The following is a 16,140-nucleotide window of genomic DNA, read 5'->3' as shown; positions in this document are numbered from 1 at the left end:
AGCACCTCCTCCTGGAGTGCCGAGGACCTCCGACCCAGGTGCCGACCCCGATCGGATTAGAGTCGCCCCATGACCGCCGATCCGGCCCCGCGCCGTCGCGGCCGACCTCCGCTGGAGGGCCGGCGCGACGAGATCCTCGACGCGGCCGTGGAGGTGATGGCCGCCCGCGGCATCGAGGGCACCAGCCTCGCCCAGCTGGCCGAGGAGCTGGGCCTGAGCACCTATGCGCTGACCTACCACTTCGGTTCCAAGGACGGCCTGCTCACCGCGATCGCGGGCCACGTGGAGACGCACCTGCAGCAGGAGTTCGACGGCCTCGCTGCGCTGGGCGACCCGAGCGCACGCACGTTGGTGACGGGCTACTGGGCCAAGTACGGCCGGACCGGTGCGGCCGGCTCGACCCGGCTCTGGCTCGAGCTCGCGCTGATCGCCAGTCGTGACCCTGATCGCTTCCCGGGCTTCCTCGACGCCATGGTCGACGGCTGGCGCCGGACGATCGTCACCTTCATCGGCGACGAGCATCCGCACGCCGAGCAGATCGCCTCGATCGCCTTCGCGACCATCCTCGGTCTGGAGCTGCTCGAGCTGCACCGGCCCGGCACCGTCACCGAGACGACCCTCGACGGCCTGGTCGCGCTGTACGAGATCTCGGCGGGGACCTCGCAGGCCGGCCAGGTGTAACTCGGAACTAGACAACTATTTACATCACGAATGTCATGGTAAATGCTGGCGGGCATGAGCCGAGCCCGGACCTCCCTCCTCGCCGTCGCCGCCCTCGCGTTGAGCACGGTCGCGACCGTCCTGCCGTCGTCCTCCGTGCAGGCGGCGCCGACCGCGACGAAGCTGCGCATCGCTGCCTCTGACGGCACCAGCCTCGCCGCCACGCTGACCAGCGAGGACGTGACCGCTCCGCGGCCGACGGTCGTCGAGTTCACCCCGTACGGCGAGAACGGCGCTTCCTTCACGGTGGGCCCGGAGTACAACTACCTCAGCGTCCAGGTGCGCGGGACCGGTGACAGTGACGGCTCCTTCGACGTGCTCGGCCCGAAGTCCCAGAAGGATGTCGTCGACGCCCTCACCTGGGCCTGCGCCCAGCCGTGGAGCAACGGCGACCTCGCGCTGGCTGGCTTCTCTGCGAGCGCGATCATCATCTTCAACTCGCTCCACCAGACGCTGCCGTGCGTGAAGGCAGCCGTGCTGCGCTCCGGCACGTTCGAGCTCTACCGCGATCTGCTGGTGCCGGGCGGCATCCCGAACTCGGTGCCGGGTCTGGCGGTCCTCCTCGGCATCGGCGGACTGGCGGCTGCGCAGGGTCCGCAGCGGCTGGTCCGCAACCCGTCGTCGTCGCTCGACGTCATCACCGGCCTGCTGACCGCCGGCCTCGACGCCGGGCTGCTGCACCCGGCGCTGGACTCGTTCTGGAAGGAGCGCGGGTTCCGGGGCAACGCCAACAACATCCCGACGCTGCTGATCGACGGCGCGTTCGACGTCGAACCGCGCGGTGACTACCAGGCCTTCCAGCAGCTCCGCTCCGACGGCGTCGAGACGCACCTGCTGGTGGTCGGCGGGCACGACGGCGCACCCCGCGGCACCGACAACGGCGTGGCCGAGGTGGGCAAGTGGTTCGACCACTACGTCCGCGGGATCGACAACGGCGTCGAGACCCAGCCGGCTGTGCAGATGCTGCTGGCCAACGGCGACCGCGAGGACATGCTCGCCGGCAAGTTCGTCACCCTCGACGGTGCCGGCTGGCCGCTGCCCGGGACGACCTGGACCCCGTTGTTCCTGTCCCGGACCAAGTCGGGTGCGGCCGCGTCGTTGAACGACGGCAGCTTGCGCACCGGCTCGCCGGACGCCGCCTCGGCACTGCAGCTCTACCCGGCGGTCACCTCCTTGCCGACGGCGACCGACCCGAACACGATCGCCACGATCGCGGGCGGCGACAGCAGTCCTTCGCTGAACACGTTCTTCAATTTCGTCCCGGCGCTGAGCAACATGAACCTGTCCAACCTCACCGGCCTGACCTACACCTCGCCGAAGCTCAAGCAGGCCGTCACGGCTGCCGGTCCGGCGACGCTCGACGTCAAGCTCGCGACGCTGATGCCGGCCAGCAACATCTGGGCGGTGATCTCCGACGTCTCGCCGGACGGCCAGTCGCACCCGATGGCGGTCGGACGGCTGAACACAGCGTTCCCCGACGTGGTGGACAGCAAGTCGCTGTTCTCCGGCGGCAACCTGGTCCAGCCGTACGGCGACTACTCCAAGATCAAGCTCGGCCTGCCCGGCGTGCCGCGCAGCTACCACGTCGAGTTCTGGCCGATCGCGAACAAGTTCGACGCCGGCCACCGGATCCAGCTCTCGATCGTCGGCCAGTCCGCGCTCTCGCTGCCGGGTCTGCCGTCGCTCAACACGGTGCAGCTCGGCGGCACCAGTGGCACCCGACTGATGTTCCCGACCGCTCCCGGCAGCAACCTGGCGGCCGCCCTGCAGTAGAGCCCGGGTCATCGAGCCCGCCGAGAGGGGGCGCGGTTCCCGCTGCGGTCACCCCGTCTCGACAAGCTCGACGACCGGGCTCCTCACCACGTCCCGACAAGCTCGACGACCGGGGGAGTGCGACGACGGGCGCGCGGTTGACGTCGTCCCGCGCCGTGAGGCACACTCGACCCCTTATTGAACAATCGTCAACAAGGGGTCGGGATGGGTCGCACTGCCCGGAAGCTCGCCGCGCTCACTGTCCTGCTCGGCACCCTGGTGGTCGCCACCGGCGTACCGGCGGGAGCGACTGGCCCCGACTACGCGCCGCTGGACCGCCCCGGCCCGGCGCTGTCGGTCCCTCGTGCCGACCTCGCCGCAGCGCTCAGCTGTCACGGCGACCTGCGCGGCAGCGCGCTGCAGCCGGTCCTGCTCGTGCCCGCCACCTCGGTGACGCCGGAGCAGAACTACTCGTGGAACTGGGAGCCCGCCTTCGCCGCCCAGAAGCGGCCCTGGTGCACGGTGACGATGCCGTTTCAGACCCTCGGCGACATCCAGACCGTGGGGGAGTACCTGGTCTTCGCGATCCGCGAGGTGCACCGTCAGGCCGGTCGCAAGATCGCCGTCATGGGCCACAGCCAGGGCGGCATGTCGATGCGCTGGGCGCTGCGGTTCTGGCCGGACACCCGACCGATGGTCGACGACGTCATCGGCATGGCCGGCGACAACCACGGCACCACCCTGCTCGACCCGGTCTGCGTCGAAGGCTTCACCACCTGTACGCCGCAGGGCTGGCAGCAGCGCAGCACCTCAGCGTTCATCGAGGCCCTGAACAGCCGGTCCGAGACCTTTGCCGGGATCTCCTACACCGAGATCTACAGCCGCACCGACGAGGTGGTGCTGCCGAGCACCGGTGCGAAACCGTCCTCCGCGCTGACCGGTCCGGGTCGGATCACCAACGTCGCGACCCAGAGCATCTGTGCGCTCGACGTGTACGAGCACCTGACCGTCGGCACCGTCGACCCGGTTACGTACGCGCTCGCCACCGACGCGCTGAACCACGACGGACCGGCGCAGGCGTCCCGGATCAGCCGGTCCGTGTGCCTGCAGCCGTTCATGCCCGGGGTGAACCCGCTCGACCTCGCCAACAACCTCCGCACGCTCTCCATCGTGGGGGCCCTGCCGCACCTGCTGCTGGTCCCGGCTCCGTTCATCAACCTGGCCGGCGCGCCTCAGCTGGGCAAGGAACCCGCTTTGCGCTGCTACGTGCTCGCCGCCGGTTGCCGCTGATCCCGAAAGGCTCTCCATGACCTCGCTCGACGCCCCGCTGCCGCTGCCCTGCGGTCAGGTGCTTCCCAACCGCTTCATGAAGTCGGCGCTGTCCGAGGCGCTGGGTGACAGCGCGCAGGCTCCGACGGCGCAGCTCGAACGACTCTTCCGGACCTGGGGCGAAGGCGGTTACGGCCTCGTCGTCACCGGCAACGTGATGGTCGACCGCCGTCAGCTCGGCGAGAAGGGCAACGTCGCCGTCGAGGACGACCGGCACCTCGACGGCCTGACCCGCTGGGCCAAGGCGACCCAGGACGGTGGCGCGCCGATCTGGATGCAGATCAACCACCCGGGTCGGCAGTCCGACCCGTTCGGTCGGACGACGCCGGTCGCGCCGAGCCCGGTAGCCCTGAGCACCCCGCTGGCGAAGAAGCCTCGCGAGCTGACCGGTGCCGAGATCGAGGACATCATCGGCCGCTTCGCCACCACCGCCTCGGTCGCCGAGACCGCCGGGTTCAACGGTGTGCAGATCCACGGCGCCCACGGTTACCTGGTCGCCCAGTTCCTCTCGCCGTTGAGCAACCGGCGCACCGACGAGTGGGGCGGGTCGCCGGAGAACCGGATGCGGTTCTGCCTGGAGATCCTGCGCCGGATCCGGAGCACGGTCTCGCCCGGCTTCGCGGTCGGCATCAAGCTGAACTCGGCGGACTTCCAGCGCGGAGGGTTCAGCGAGGATGAGTCCCGCGACGTCGTCGCGGCACTGGCGACCGAGGGCATCGACCTGATCGAGATCAGCGGCGGTTCCTACGAGGCGCCCGCGATGATGGGGGCGCGCGCCTCGACCGTCGCCCGCGAGGCCTACTTCCTGGAGTACGCCAAGACCGTGCGCGAGCTGGCGCCCGGCGTACCGCTCGCAGTCACCGGAGGCTTCCGGTCGCGGTCCGCGATGACCGCGGCGCTCGAGTCCGGCGACTGCGACGTGATCGGTCTCGGTCGCCCTGCTGCGACCCAGCCGGTCGCCCCGGTGAAGCTGCTGGACGGGACCCTGGACACGCTGGCCTCGCCCCGCCGAGCGGTGCCGGCCAAGGCGGCCCTGAGCAAGGTCACCGACACATCGGTCTTCGACAGCCTGTTCGACCTGCAGTGGCACACCGACCAGCTCCACCGCATCGGTGCCGGTCAGGAGCCCGACCTGGACCGGCCGTCCTGGAAGACGATGGGCTCGATGCTCAGGCGCAACGGCAAGGACACCTTCCGCCGCAAGCGCGGCTGAAGCCGGCTACCGGTACTCGGGGTTCTGGAAGTCGAACCGGGTGCCGTCGTTCCAGGCCGACCGCTGGTTGCCGTACCCGGGAACGCCGCCGGCGTCCTTGAGCATCTTGGCCAGGTGCAGCAGGTTCCACGTCATGAACGTGGTGTTCCGGTTGGTGAAGTCGTTCTCCGGCCCGCCGCTGCCCGGGTCGAGGTACGACGGGCCAGGGCCGGCCTCGCCGATCCAGCCTGCGTCGGCGTTCGGCGGGATGGTGTAGCCGACGTGCTGCAACGAGTAGAGGACGTTCTGCGCGCAGTGCTTGATGCCGTCCTCGTTGCCGGTGATCAGGCAGCCGGCGACCCGGCCGTAGAAGAGGTACTGGCCCTTGTCGTTGAGCATCCCGGAGAGCGCGTAGATCCGCTCGATGAGGACCTTCATCTGGCTGGAGTTGTCGCCCAGCCAGATCGGGCCGGCCGCTACCAGGATGTCCGCCTCGAGCAGGCGCGGGTAGATCTCCGGCCAGGCGTCGGTCTCCCAGCCGTGCTCACGCATGTCGGGGTAGACCCCGGTGGCGACGTCGTGGTCGAGAAGGCGGAGGGTCTCGACCTCCACGCCGTGCTTGCGCATGATGCCGGCGCTGGCGTCGACGAGTCCCTGGGTGTGGCTGGGCTCGGGTGACCTCTTCAAGGTGCAGTTCACGAACATGGCCTTCAGCCCGGTTCCGTCGAACTGGGCAAGGGCCTCGGGGGTGGCGGTGGTCTGCGTCATGCGCCCATCGTGTCGTGCAGGCCCGACGGCGACCAGCCCCACAGCGACGTGGTGTGAATCCACCGTGAAACCACGGTGAAACCGCTGGTTCCTACCTTTCTGGTGCGCCCGACACCCGGCGCCACTCGAGAGGAGGTCCACCATGACCACCACCGCTCCCACGATCACCACGACTTCGGCGCAGGCCGGCAACACCTATCCGTCCCTGCGCGCGGCCTGGATCCCGCTGGCCGCACTCTGCCTCGCGTTCTTCGTCGAGATGGTCGACAACACGCTGCTGTCGATCGCCCTGCCCACGATCGGCCGAGACCTGGGTGGCGGCACCACCGCTCTGCAGTGGGTCACCGGCGCCTACTCGCTGACCTTCGGCGGCCTGCTGCTCACGGCGGGCTCGATGGCCGACCGCCTCGGTCGCAGGCGGGTCCTGCTCGTCGGCCTCACCGTCTTCGGGCTGCTCAGCCTCTGCGTCGTCCTCGTCTCCACGACCGGTGAGCTGATCGGCCTGCGCGCCGGACTCGGCATCGCCGCCGCGGCAATGGCGCCGATCACCAACTCGCTGGTCTTCCGGCTCTTCGACGACAAGGCGCTGCGGATGCGCGCCATGACCGTGATGATCATCGTCGGCATGTCCGGCTTCGTTCTCGGGCCGCTGCTCGGCGGCACCGCCCTGGCCCACGTGAGCTGGGAGTGGCTGCTGGTCGTCAACGCGCCGATCGCGCTGATCGCGTTCATCGGTGTCCGGCTCGGCGTTCCGGCCGACCGTCCCGAGGACCTGACCGACGACGTCCTCGACCTGCCCGGCGCGGCCCTGTCCGTCGTCGCCATCGGGCTGGCGTGCTTCTCGCTGACCAGCGGTGTCGAGCACGGCTGGGCCTCCCCGCTCACCCTCGGTTCGATCGTCGGTGCACTCGCCGCAGGCCTCGCGTTCGTCAGCCACGAGCGGCGTACGGCGGCACCGATGCTCGACCTGCGTCTGTTCTCCAACGGGACCGTCCGCGGTGCGGCGATCGCCCAGATCGGCACCTCGATCGCGATGGCCAGTGTGATGTTCGGCCTGATCCTGCACTTCCAGTTCGCCTACGGCTGGAGCCCCGTGAAGGCCGGGCTGGCCAACCTGCCGATCATCATCACGATGCTCCTCGCCACGCCGCTCTCGGAGTGGCTGGGCACCACGTTCGGGCACCGGATCGCGTGCCTGGTCGGCGCCGGCTTCCTCGCCGGGTCGCTGGCGGGCCTGAGCTGGGGCGTCGACCACGGGTACCTGCCGATCGCGGTCTCGATGGTGGCCATGACGATCGGGCTGCGCACCGTCATGACGATCTGTGCGGTCGCCCTGGTCGACGCGATGCCGGCCAACCGCACCTCGATCGGCACAGCGCTCAACGACACCGCCCAGGAGATCGGCACCAGCGTCGGCACGGCCGTCGTCGGCACGATGATCGCGGCACTGGTCACCACGTCGCTGCCGGCAGGCACCTGGAGCAGCGCGCTGGTGCGGTCGTTCTTCCACGGGGAGCGGATCACCTACGCCGTGCTCGCCGTGGTGGTCGGTCTGGTCGCCGGGCTCGGAGCGCTCACCCTGACCAACTCCCATTCGGTCGAGGAAGCGCACGAGGCCTGAGAACGCGAACGGCGCCGAGGTCACCTGACCTCGGCGCCGTTCCCCGTCTCCAGGGCGTCCGGCCTCAGACGGCGACCGGAAACGCCTCGCCGGCGCGCGCCGACTCGGCATGCTCCTGGCTGTCGCGGCTGGAGATCAGCAGGCCCGCGAGCACGGCCCCGACGAGCGCGAAGCAGGCGCCGATGGTGAACGCGTCGGCGAAGCCCTGGGTCAGAGCCGTCGGAGCGTCCGCCCCGGTCCCGAACTCGTCCTTCGTGGACGAGTTGGCGACCGAGGCCAGGATCGCCAGGCCGAGAGCCCCGCCGATCTGCTGGGTCGTGTTGATCAGGCCGGAGGCCAGGCCGGCCTCGTGCGCCTCGGTGCCGGTCACGGCGGCGATCGTCACCGACACGAAGGACATGCCGAGCCCGATGCCGGCGAGCACCGAGGGGGCGAGCACGTCGACCGTGAACGACCCGTCCGGCGAGATCTGTGAGAACCAGGCGAGACCGCCGGCGACGAAGAGCATCCCGATGATGAGCACGTTCTTGAACCCGATCCGGGTGACCAGGGCGCTGGCGGCACCGGCCGCCAGGATGATCGCGATCGCCAGCGGCAGGTAGGAGAGACCCGCCTCGAGAGCGTCGTCCCCGAGCACCTGCTGCAGGTAGAGCGTGACCATGAAGAACATGGAGAACAGGGACATCCCGATCAGCACGCCGACGATGTTCGCGCCACGCAGGGTGCGCAGTCGGAAGATCGAGAACGGCACCAGCGGCTTGCGGGTGCGGAGCTCCACGACGACGAACGCCACGAGCAGTGCGACCGAACCGGCGAGGAAGCCGATGGTCTGGCCCGAGGACCAGCCGACCTCGGTGGCCTTGACCATCGCGTAGACGCCGAGCGCGAGGCCGGCCGAGACGGTGACGGCACCGGGCAGGTCGAGGACACGGTCGCTCTCCTCCTCGGCCGTCGACTCGGCGAGCAGCTTCGGCGCCCTGCCCGACGATGAAAGCGCCGATCGGCACGTTCACGAACAGCACCCACTCCCAGCCCGCCCACTCGGTGAGCACACCGCCGAGCAGGACGCCGGCCGCGCCGCCGGCTCCGGCGACGGCACCCCAGATGCCGAGCGCCTTGTTGCGCTCGGAGCCCTCGGGGAAGGTCGTGGTGATGATCGACAGCGCGGCGGGGGAGGCGATCGCGGCGCCGAGACCCTGGACCGCGCGGGCGGCGATCAGCCAGGTCTCGTTCTGGGCGAAGCCGCCCGCGAGCGAGGCCAGCGCGAAGAGCGCCATCCCGATCATGAAGACCCGGCGCCGACCGAAGAAGTCGGCGAGGCGGCCGCCGAGGAGCAGGAAGCCGCCGAAGGTCAGGGTGTAGGAGTTCACCACCCAGGAGAGGTCGTTCTGGGAGAAGTCGAGCGCTGTGCCGATCGAGGGCAGCGCGACGTTGACGATCGAGGCGTCGATGACCACGACGAACTGCGTCATGGCCAGCAGGGCCAGAGCGAGGTTCCTCGCTCGGGGGGTGCTGAGGTCGGGCTGGGACATCTGGAGCTCCTGAAGTACGTATATGGAACCGTAGTTCCTCTTCCGTTTAAGACGATACGGAAGGCGACTTCCGCTTGTCAACGGAAAATACGGAGGTAGCATTCCGGATGTCCAGCACCGTTCCTTCAGCCCCGGGAGGCAGGCCGTGACCACGGAGCAGCGCCCCCTGCGGGCCGACGCGCAGCGCAACCTCGAGCGGATCACCGCCTCGGCGCAGGCCCTCTTCGCCGAGCGCGGGGCCAAAGCCCAGATGGAGGACATCGCAGCGCACGCGGGCGTCGGAATCGGCACGCTCTACCGTCGTTTCTCGACGAAGGAGGCGCTGCTGACCGCCTTGGTCCGCAAACGGTTCCAGGAGTTCGCCACCATCGCCGCCGAGTGCGAGGTCATCGAGGATCCGTACGACGCGCTGGCCACCTCGATGCGCCGGCAGGCGATGTCGGCCGACGGCGACGCCGCCTTCCAGCTCGCGATGATGAACCTCGACAGCTTCAGCTGGGACGGCATCGAGGAGGACAAGGCAGCGTTGAACGCCGTCCTCGGGCGGATGATCGACCGGGCCAGGGCTGCTGGCGTCGTGCGCAGCGACCTCACCGTCGAGGACTACGGCATGATGATGTGCGGAACGACCGCGACGATGTACTTCCTGCACGGGAAGGTCGCGTGGCAGCGGCACCTGGACCTGTTGCTCGCGGGCCTGCGCCCCTGAGCCCGGGTGTGACCGCGCGTCGGTCGGGTACAGGCCGTCTATGGACGGACGAAGCCGATGACGGCCCCAGCGCGGGAGCCCTTGACCGAGGACGAGGTGCGGTCGCTGGTGGACCGCGGAAGCCAGGACAGGTGCGCCATCGAAGTCATCGAGGGCGGTCCGGCGCTGGTCCGGGGGGCGGCCGCCGTCGCGGACGGTGACGGCGTGGAGCACCCTGCGTGCCGACCCGTCGTCGGTGTCTGCACCTGCCACCTGAGCCAGCGCGCACCCTGGTGCGACGGGACGCACAAGGTGGCTGCAGCGAGGCTTCGCTCAGGCTGAGTCAGCACCCCGCTGCTCGGGCACGGCCGGAGCCTCGACGGAAGGTCGGACGGCCTCTTCGAGGGAGTCGTGGATCGACAGCACCTGGTCGAGCCGGGTCAGGTCGAGAACCCGTCGGATGTAGGTTCCGGGTGCAGCGACCCGGAGCCAGCCGCCGGCGCTCACAGCAGCCTGGTGACTCGAGACCAGGACGCCGAGGCAGACCGAGTCGCAGAAGGTCATCCTGGACAGGTCGAGCACGACCTGCGGGTTGGTGCCGATCGCCTCGAACAGCTGCTGGCGCAGGTCGTCGGCGGTGTCGAGGTCGTGGTCGCCGGCAACGGTGACCACGACATGACCGGTCGTCGACGGAGACGTCGTGATCGTGGGAGGTGCGTTCATGGGGCCGGTCCGTTCTTTTCCGGCTGCCCGACCACAGAGTTGGTCGCGTCCCGAGTTGGGCCTCCGCTGGCGCGACGGCCGCTCTGTGACCGTCGCACCTGCGACGCTACGTCGGATCGCCGGTTTTGGCGACCCCTCGCGCTGGTGGGGGTGCCGGCCCTCAGGCCGCCACGGGTCGGTCGGCCGTGACCAGCGCCGACCCGCCCTCGGACCACGAGGACAGGGTGGCTGCCGCCGAGGCCTCCTCGAGCAGGATGCACGTGGCGGCTCCGAACAGCACGTCGCGCTCGAGCCCGGGATCCTCGCTCACGAGCGAGCCGCAGATGGACCGCGCTGCCAGCTGCTCGTGGACCGCGTCGGCCTCGACGTGCTCGTCGAAGTAGCGCACGACGCCGGCCCCCAGCCCCAGGCGCTCGGCACCCTGCACGTAGCGCCGGCACGGCAGTGAGCTGGTCATCTCGAACGCCGCCAGGTGACCCGAGCTCGCTGCCCGCCAGCGCCGGTGCAGCCCGAAGAACGACATCGCGTTGCTCACGTCGAGGACGTGCGCCGGCGCCTGGTCGAGGTAGGCCCCGTACGTCGGGTCGAGCCCGGCGTCGGTCAGGGCAGCGGCGAACAGCTGCTGGTGCAGCCGGTCCGGAGCACCGCCGCCGAACTCGTCGTACAGGAGCTCGGCGAGGGCGACCTTCGCGGGTCCGGTGAGCCGGGGCAGCGCGAACGCCTGAGGATCGGACTCTTTGAGGTGGTAGATGCTGCGCAGCGCGAGGAACTCCCGGTACTGCTCGGCATCCGCCTCGCGGTGCAGGTAGGTGCTGAGAGAAGGACCGTCGTGCGACACCACCCGCTCGAGACGCTCGACCACACCTCCGTCAGAGCCCAGGGCATCCTCGACCAGCTCGTCGGTCATCGCACGCAACCGCTGCTCCAGGTCCCGCTCGAGGTACTGCCGGGCGCGGAGCAGGGACGGTGACCACTCGTCGGCTCCGGGGGCGTCGTCGAAGCCGCGGTAGCTGAGCTCGTAGAGAGTCCAGAGCGCCAGTGAGGCATCGTCCACGGCGGGCGGATCGGCCGGAAGGGTGAGGGCGTCGCCGCTCGTCAGCGCTGCGTTGACCGCGTCGCTCCAAGGGCCGCGGGGGGAGGGAGTCTTCATGTCGGGCGCTTTACCCGCTCCGAGGCGTCGGAACCGCGGTGCGGGGTACCGGCCGTCCATGACGACCCTCGAGACAGTGGTGGTGACGGCCCGTCGTGGCGTGCGCATCGTCCAGTTCGGTCCGCTCCGGATCTCCTACGACCAGCGCGTGCTCGAACCGCGACCGTGGACCGCGTTGCAGTCACGCTGGGCGAACCAGCTGATCGGAACAGCAGCGCCGGGCCCCGTGCTCGAGCTCTGCTCCGGCGCCGGCCAGATCGGACTGCTCGCCGTGCACGGCACCGACCGGCGCCTGGTCGCGGTCGACGCCAACCCGGTGGCCAGCGCCTTCCACCGCATCAATGCCCGGGCCGCCGGCCTCGAGGACCAGGTCGAGGTGCGCACCAGCTACCTGACCGACGCCTGCGCGGAGGACGAGCTCTTCCCGATGATCCTGGCGGACCCGCCCTGGGTGCTGCGCAGCCAGGTCGACAGGTTCCCCGACGACCCGGTGCGTGCGATCGACGGCGGCGAGGACGGGCTGGACGTCGCCCGCCAGTGCATCGACGTCATCAACCGTCACCTCGACGACGACGGCGTGGCACTGGTGCAGGTGGGCGACGGCCCCCAGGTCCAGCAGCTCGCGGACGCGCTGCCGTACGGCCTCGTCGCGACCGAGCACCGCGCGGAGCCTGGCCGCGGTGCCGTGGTGAAGGTGGTCGCCACCGAGCCCCGGCAGCGTCGGCTGACCGGTCGAGGATCGGGCGCTCGTGGCTGACCCGCGGCTGGAAGACGAGATCGCCGAGCAGGTGGACGAGGCGACGGTCGACGCCGTCGGCAAGCTCTCGGCAGCACTCGAGACGATCGAGGTCGCGCGGGGTCATCTCTACGCGTTCCACCGCCTGAGCGGGACGGCGGACTTCGAGCTCGGAGACGCGGTCGAGGCCCTGCGGTCCGCCGGTCACGACGACCTGGCCGACCGCGTCGAGCGGGAGCTCGTCGGGCGCAACGTGCTCCCCGGTCGCTGGACGTTCCAGGTGGTCGAGGAGTACGACGAGGGGTACTACGCCCTCTTCCGGTCCTTCGAGCAGGAGAGCCGCGCGCTGACTCAGGGCCACCAGCACCTCTACGAGGCGAGTCTCAAACGCGAGCGGCGGACCCCGGGTGCCGCCGGTCACGAAGCGGACCCGAGCGAGCTCGGGGAACGCATCGATCAGTCGGATCGGGGCATTTGACAGGCAGTCGTAGTCAGCTGCCCCGAGGAGGCCCCATGTCCACCGACGCCATCGTCCTGCTCAAGGACGACCACAAGGAGCTGCGCAAGCTCTTCCGCGAGTTCCAGGCCGCCGGCGACAACGCCACGGCGACCAAGGGTCGTCTGGTCACCAAGATGATCGAGCTGCTCACCGTGCACACCTACATCGAGAACGAGGTGATGTACCCGCGCGTGCGCGAGCTGCTGCCCGACCTCGAGGACGACGTGCTCGAGTCCTACGAGGAGCACCACGTCGCGGACGTCCTGGTGCTCGAGCTTGCGGGCATGAAGCCGACCGACGAGCGGTTCACGGCCAAGACCACCGTGCTCATCGAGAACGTCACCCACCACATGGACGAGGAGGAGCAGGAGTGGTTCCCGAAGGTCCGTGAGGGCCTCGGCCGCAAGGCGCTGCAGGAGATGGGTGCCGACCTGCTGGCGGCGAAGAAGAAGGCGCCACGCAAACCGAGCCAGCCGAGCGCGGTGAAGAAGACCGTCGACGCGCTGATCGCCTGACGTGGTGGACGAGCCGACGCGCGCGGTCGTCGTCGACATCGACGGCACGCTGGTCGACTCCAACTACCTGCACGTCGTCGCCTGGAAGCGAGCCTTCCAGGCGCACGACGTCCCGGTCGTCTGCTCCCGTCTGCACGAGGTGATGGGCATGGGCGGCGACCGCCTCGTCGAGGAGATCGCCGGCGACGAGGTCGAGCGCGACCTCGGTGACCGGCTCCGCGACACCTGGACGCAGCGGTACGACGAGCTCATCGACGAGCTCCGACCCTTGCCGCGGGCAGCCGAGCTGCTCGGCGCGATCGAGGAGAGGGGTGCCCGGGTCGTCCTGGCGTCCTCGGGGAAGCCTCAGCACACCCGGCACTCCTTGGAGCTCCTCGGTCTGACCGAGGACAGCTACCCGATGGTGACGAGCGAGGAGGTGGACACCACCAAGCCCGATCCCGAGATCGTCTCCGCAGCCCTGGCGGAGGTGGGCGCCCGGACGGGACTGATGATCGGCGACACGGTCTGGGACGTGAAGGCGGCCGCGGGCGTCGGCGTGCCGTCGGTCGCGGTGCGCACCGGCGGCATCGCTGCAGCCGTCCTGCGGGACGCGGGGGCCCGCGCCGTGTACGACGACGTGGCCGGCGTGCTCGACCACCTCGCCGAGGTGCTCGACCTGGACACCCGGTTCGGCAGCTGGTGAGCCCGCTCGTCAGCCGAGCCGCTGGGCCAACGACACGATGAGTCCTTCCGGGCCTCGCACGTAGGCCATCGCCCAGCTGTCCTCCCACTCGCCGATGCCACCGACGAGCCCGTAGCCGTCCTCCGCCAGCTCGGCCACGGTCGCGTGCAAGTCGTCGACCTCGAAGGCCACGTTGCGCAGTCCGAGCTCGGTCGCCATCGCGTGCGGCGAACCCGGCTGGTGGTCGGGGTGAACGAAGGTGGCCAGCTCGAGCCGGGTCCCGTCGTCGGGCGGCCGCAGCATCACGATCTCGGTGCGCGAGCCCGGGATGCCGCAGACGGTGTCGAGGAACTCGCCCTCGACGAACTGCCGCCCCTCCACCTCCAGCCCCAGTCCGACGAAGAAGTCGGTGACGAGGTCGAGGTCCGCCACGGTGATGCCGATGTGGTCGAAACGTTGGATCCGCACAGGCACTCCCTCCGTTTTCTCAGGGTGACGACAGCCGCTTCGGGGTGACGTCGCGGTTCGGGTTCGCCTCGGGGAAGGGCATCTCCGGGCCCGGCAGCCAGCCGGAGGCGCCGATCAGCTCGCCGACCTCGGCGAGGTTCATCAGGTCGAGCTCGTAGTCGAACAGCCCGTCCCCGGCGTAGTGCAGGACCGAGAAGGCCGGAGCCTGGTAGGGCCGCCCGTCCGGGCCGTTCCCCGGCAGACGGTTCCACCAGAAGGTGACGACGCGGTCGCCGTCGACCGTCGTCCACTCCTCGGGGAAGCTCCAGTCGTCCAGACCGGTCATCGCGTGGTCCATGAAGGCGGCGATCTGGTCGCGGCCCTCGACGCGCCCCCAGGCGGGGTCGATGAAGACGGCGTCCTCGGTGAACCAGGCGCCGATGGTCGACCACGGTGCCTCTCCGGCGACGCACAGGTCGCGCTGGGCCACGTAGCGGCGGTAGGCCTCGAGAGCCTCGGTCTCGCGTGCGTCGAGCTGTGCCATGCGCCGAACCTAGCGCTCGCGCCGCAGGTTCCCCACGACCTCGACGGCACGGTCGACCTGGTCGTCGTCGACGAAGTAGTGCGGCGAGGCGCGCACCACGGCGGAGAGTCCGCGGGCGGTCATGTCCAGCCGGGTCGAGGCGCGCTCGCTGACCGAGGTGATCACTCCCGCTGTCCGCAGCCGGGCCCGGGTCTCGGCAGGGGGCTGGCCGTCGAGGGTGAAGCTGACGATCCCGCCCAGGTCCTCGCCGACGTCGTGGAGCCGGACGCCGGGAACACCTGCGAGCCCCTCCCGCAGCCGGGACGCGCGTGCGCGGACGGCCTGCTCGACGTGTGCGGCACCGAGCCCCAGCAGGTGCTCGACGGCCGCCTTGAGACCGAGCCGGCCGGCGACGTCGTGCTCCCAGAGCTCGAACCGGGTGGCGTCCGAACGCAGGCTGTAGGACCGGTCCTCGGTCCAGGTGCCGCCCCGCATGTCGGCTGCAGCCGGCTCCAGGCCGGCGAGCACGGTCGGGGCGACGTACAGGAACCCGGTGCCGCGCGGGCCACGCAACCACTTGCGCCCGGTCGCGGTCAGGGCATCGACGCCGAGGTCCTGGACGTCGAGGTCGAGCTGTCCGACGGACTGGCAGGCGTCCAGCAGGACCAGGGCGCCGACGCCGTGGGCGAGCGCGACTGCTTCGGCAAGCCGGGTCACGTGCCCGGAGTTGGTGGCCACGTGGACCAGCGAGAGCAGACGCACCCTCTCGTCGAGCAGGCCGGCGAGCGCCTCGGGGTCGGGGTCCCCGGCGTCGTCGGACGGGACCACCTCGATGCTGACGCCGTGCCGGTGGGACAGCTGCAAGAAGGTGATCGCGTTGCTGGCGTACTCGTTGCCGCAGATCAGGATCCTGTCGCCGTGACGCCACGACAGGGCTGTGACGAATTGGGTCCAGGCCCGGGTCGCGCTGTCGGTGAAAGCCAGCGAGTCCGGGGAGCAGTGCAGCAGCTCACCGACCGCTTCCGGCAGTCCGACCAGGTCCTCGGCGCGCTCCTCGGCGGCGAGGTAGCCGCCGACCTCGGCCTCCCGGCGTACGTGGGCGACGACGGCGTCGACGACCGGCCGGGGCGGAAGGGAGGAGCCGGCGCTGTCGAGGAACACCTGGTCCCGGCTGCCCGGGGTGAGGTCCTGCTCGGCGGCGACGTCGATCATGGGGCCATCGTGCCGCACGAACGGTTGGTTCCCCCGCGGACCGGGTAGAACGCCGGAGCTGAACATTCC

Annotated in this window: 18 protein-coding genes and 1 pseudogene; 11 read left to right on the top strand and 8 right to left on the bottom strand. The window is 70.1% G+C overall.

What is annotated here, in order from left to right; translation table 11 throughout:
* Window positions 1–69: 69 nt before the first annotated feature.
* From ABIE44_RS07260 to ABIE44_RS07245, 4 genes are all read left to right on the top strand, one after another.
* Window positions 70–681: a TetR/AcrR family transcriptional regulator gene (locus ABIE44_RS07260; protein WP_209720131.1), complete on the top strand. Its 612-nt coding sequence runs from the start codon at window positions 70–72 to the stop codon at window positions 679–681.
* 54 nt (window positions 682–735) lie between these two features.
* Window positions 736–2,493, top strand: coding sequence for a CocE/NonD family hydrolase (locus ABIE44_RS07255; protein ID WP_209720134.1), 1,758 nt, complete (start codon window positions 736–738; stop codon window positions 2,491–2,493).
* 204 nt (window positions 2,494–2,697) lie between these two features.
* Window positions 2,698–3,762, top strand: a complete 1,065-nt coding sequence (locus ABIE44_RS07250; RefSeq protein WP_209720137.1) for a lipase family alpha/beta hydrolase — start codon at window positions 2,698–2,700, stop codon at window positions 3,760–3,762.
* Between the two features lie 16 nt (window positions 3,763–3,778).
* The gene (locus ABIE44_RS07245; RefSeq protein WP_209720140.1) at window positions 3,779–5,014 is read left to right on the top strand and encodes an NADH:flavin oxidoreductase/NADH oxidase family protein; all 1,236 of its coding nucleotides are present in this window, start codon (window positions 3,779–3,781) and stop codon (window positions 5,012–5,014) included.
* A gap of 6 nt (window positions 5,015–5,020) precedes the next feature.
* Here ABIE44_RS07245 and ABIE44_RS07240 read toward each other — a convergent pair whose 3' ends face one another.
* The gene (locus ABIE44_RS07240) at window positions 5,021–5,761 is read right to left on the bottom strand and encodes a flavodoxin family protein (protein ID WP_209720143.1); all 741 of its coding nucleotides are present in this window, start codon (window positions 5,759–5,761) and stop codon (window positions 5,021–5,023) included.
* Window positions 5,762–5,903: 142 nt separating this feature from the next.
* Here ABIE44_RS07240 and ABIE44_RS07235 point away from each other — a divergent pair, with 142 nt between their 5' ends.
* Window positions 5,904–7,382, top strand: coding sequence for an MFS transporter (locus ABIE44_RS07235; protein WP_209720146.1), 1,479 nt, complete (start codon window positions 5,904–5,906; stop codon window positions 7,380–7,382).
* A 64-nt stretch (window positions 7,383–7,446) separates the two neighbouring features.
* On the opposite strand, the gene ABIE44_RS07230 is transcribed toward ABIE44_RS07235, so the two are convergent.
* Together ABIE44_RS07230 and ABIE44_RS07225 are read right to left on the bottom strand one after the other, a co-directional pair.
* On the bottom strand, window positions 7,447–8,301 hold the full coding sequence (locus ABIE44_RS07230; RefSeq protein ID WP_354438374.1) for an MFS transporter: 855 nt from the start codon (window positions 8,299–8,301) through the stop codon (window positions 7,447–7,449).
* Window positions 8,302–8,551: 250 nt separating this feature from the next.
* Window positions 8,552–8,854: pseudogene (locus ABIE44_RS07225) on the bottom strand (MFS transporter); the annotation flags it as partial.
* Between the two features lie 205 nt (window positions 8,855–9,059).
* Here ABIE44_RS07225 and ABIE44_RS07220 point away from each other — a divergent pair.
* Window positions 9,060–9,623 (top strand): TetR/AcrR family transcriptional regulator, encoded by a 564-nt coding sequence (locus ABIE44_RS07220; protein WP_209720152.1) that lies wholly within the window; start codon window positions 9,060–9,062, stop codon window positions 9,621–9,623.
* A 57-nt stretch (window positions 9,624–9,680) separates the two neighbouring features.
* Window positions 9,681–9,944 (top strand): CDGSH iron-sulfur domain-containing protein, encoded by a 264-nt coding sequence (locus ABIE44_RS07215; RefSeq protein WP_209720155.1) that lies wholly within the window; start codon window positions 9,681–9,683, stop codon window positions 9,942–9,944.
* Here ABIE44_RS07215 and ABIE44_RS07210 read toward each other — a convergent pair.
* A complete protein-coding gene (locus tag ABIE44_RS07210) occupies window positions 9,936–10,325 on the bottom strand; it encodes an STAS domain-containing protein (protein ID WP_209720157.1) in 390 nt (129 codons plus the stop codon). The two genes, ABIE44_RS07215 and ABIE44_RS07210, sit on opposite strands and share 9 nt — an antisense overlap.
* A 160-nt stretch (window positions 10,326–10,485) precedes the next feature.
* Window positions 10,486–11,475 (bottom strand): iron-containing redox enzyme family protein, encoded by a 990-nt coding sequence (locus tag ABIE44_RS07205; RefSeq protein ID WP_209720160.1) that lies wholly within the window; start codon window positions 11,473–11,475, stop codon window positions 10,486–10,488.
* Between the two features lie 58 nt (window positions 11,476–11,533).
* Between ABIE44_RS07205 and ABIE44_RS07200 the strand changes: the two genes are divergently transcribed.
* From ABIE44_RS07200 to ABIE44_RS07185, 4 genes are read left to right on the top strand one after another with little or no spacing between them, the layout of a single operon-like run.
* The gene (locus tag ABIE44_RS07200; protein WP_209720163.1) at window positions 11,534–12,232 is read left to right on the top strand and encodes a methyltransferase; all 699 of its coding nucleotides are present in this window, start codon (window positions 11,534–11,536) and stop codon (window positions 12,230–12,232) included.
* Window positions 12,225–12,689 carry a hypothetical protein gene (locus ABIE44_RS07195; RefSeq protein ID WP_209720166.1) on the top strand — a complete coding sequence of 155 codons (465 nt, stop codon included), beginning with the start codon at window positions 12,225–12,227 and terminating at the stop codon, window positions 12,687–12,689. The genes ABIE44_RS07200 and ABIE44_RS07195 overlap by 8 nt, the downstream gene beginning before the upstream one ends.
* A 35-nt stretch (window positions 12,690–12,724) precedes the next feature.
* Window positions 12,725–13,225, top strand: coding sequence for a hemerythrin domain-containing protein (locus tag ABIE44_RS07190; RefSeq protein ID WP_209720169.1), 501 nt, complete (start codon window positions 12,725–12,727; stop codon window positions 13,223–13,225).
* A gap of 4 nt (window positions 13,226–13,229) precedes the next feature.
* Window positions 13,230–13,910, top strand: coding sequence for an HAD family hydrolase (locus ABIE44_RS07185; RefSeq protein ID WP_209720172.1), 681 nt, complete (start codon window positions 13,230–13,232; stop codon window positions 13,908–13,910).
* Window positions 13,911–13,919: 9 nt separating this feature from the next.
* Here ABIE44_RS07185 and ABIE44_RS07180 read toward each other — a convergent pair whose 3' ends face one another.
* The 3 genes from ABIE44_RS07180 to ABIE44_RS07170 are packed head-to-tail and all read right to left on the bottom strand — an operon-like array spanning window position 13,920 to window position 16,071.
* A complete protein-coding gene (locus ABIE44_RS07180) occupies window positions 13,920–14,357 on the bottom strand; it encodes a VOC family protein (protein ID WP_209720175.1) in 438 nt (145 codons plus the stop codon).
* 19 nt (window positions 14,358–14,376) lie between these two features.
* On the bottom strand, window positions 14,377–14,880 hold the full coding sequence (locus tag ABIE44_RS07175) for a nuclear transport factor 2 family protein (RefSeq protein ID WP_209720177.1): 504 nt from the start codon (window positions 14,878–14,880) through the stop codon (window positions 14,377–14,379).
* Window positions 14,881–14,889: 9 nt separating this feature from the next.
* Window positions 14,890–16,071, bottom strand: coding sequence for an aminotransferase class V-fold PLP-dependent enzyme (locus ABIE44_RS07170; RefSeq protein ID WP_209720182.1), 1,182 nt, complete (start codon window positions 16,069–16,071; stop codon window positions 14,890–14,892).
* Window positions 16,072–16,140 lie beyond the last annotated feature (69 nt).

Origin of the sequence: Marmoricola sp. OAE513 (genome assembly GCF_040546585.1) — a bacterium.
In the GTDB taxonomy this organism is placed as follows: domain Bacteria; phylum Actinomycetota; class Actinomycetes; order Propionibacteriales; family Nocardioidaceae; genus Marmoricola.
The sequence above is the reverse complement of the archived record's forward strand: the minus strand, read 5'-3'. Positions and strand labels throughout refer to the sequence as shown.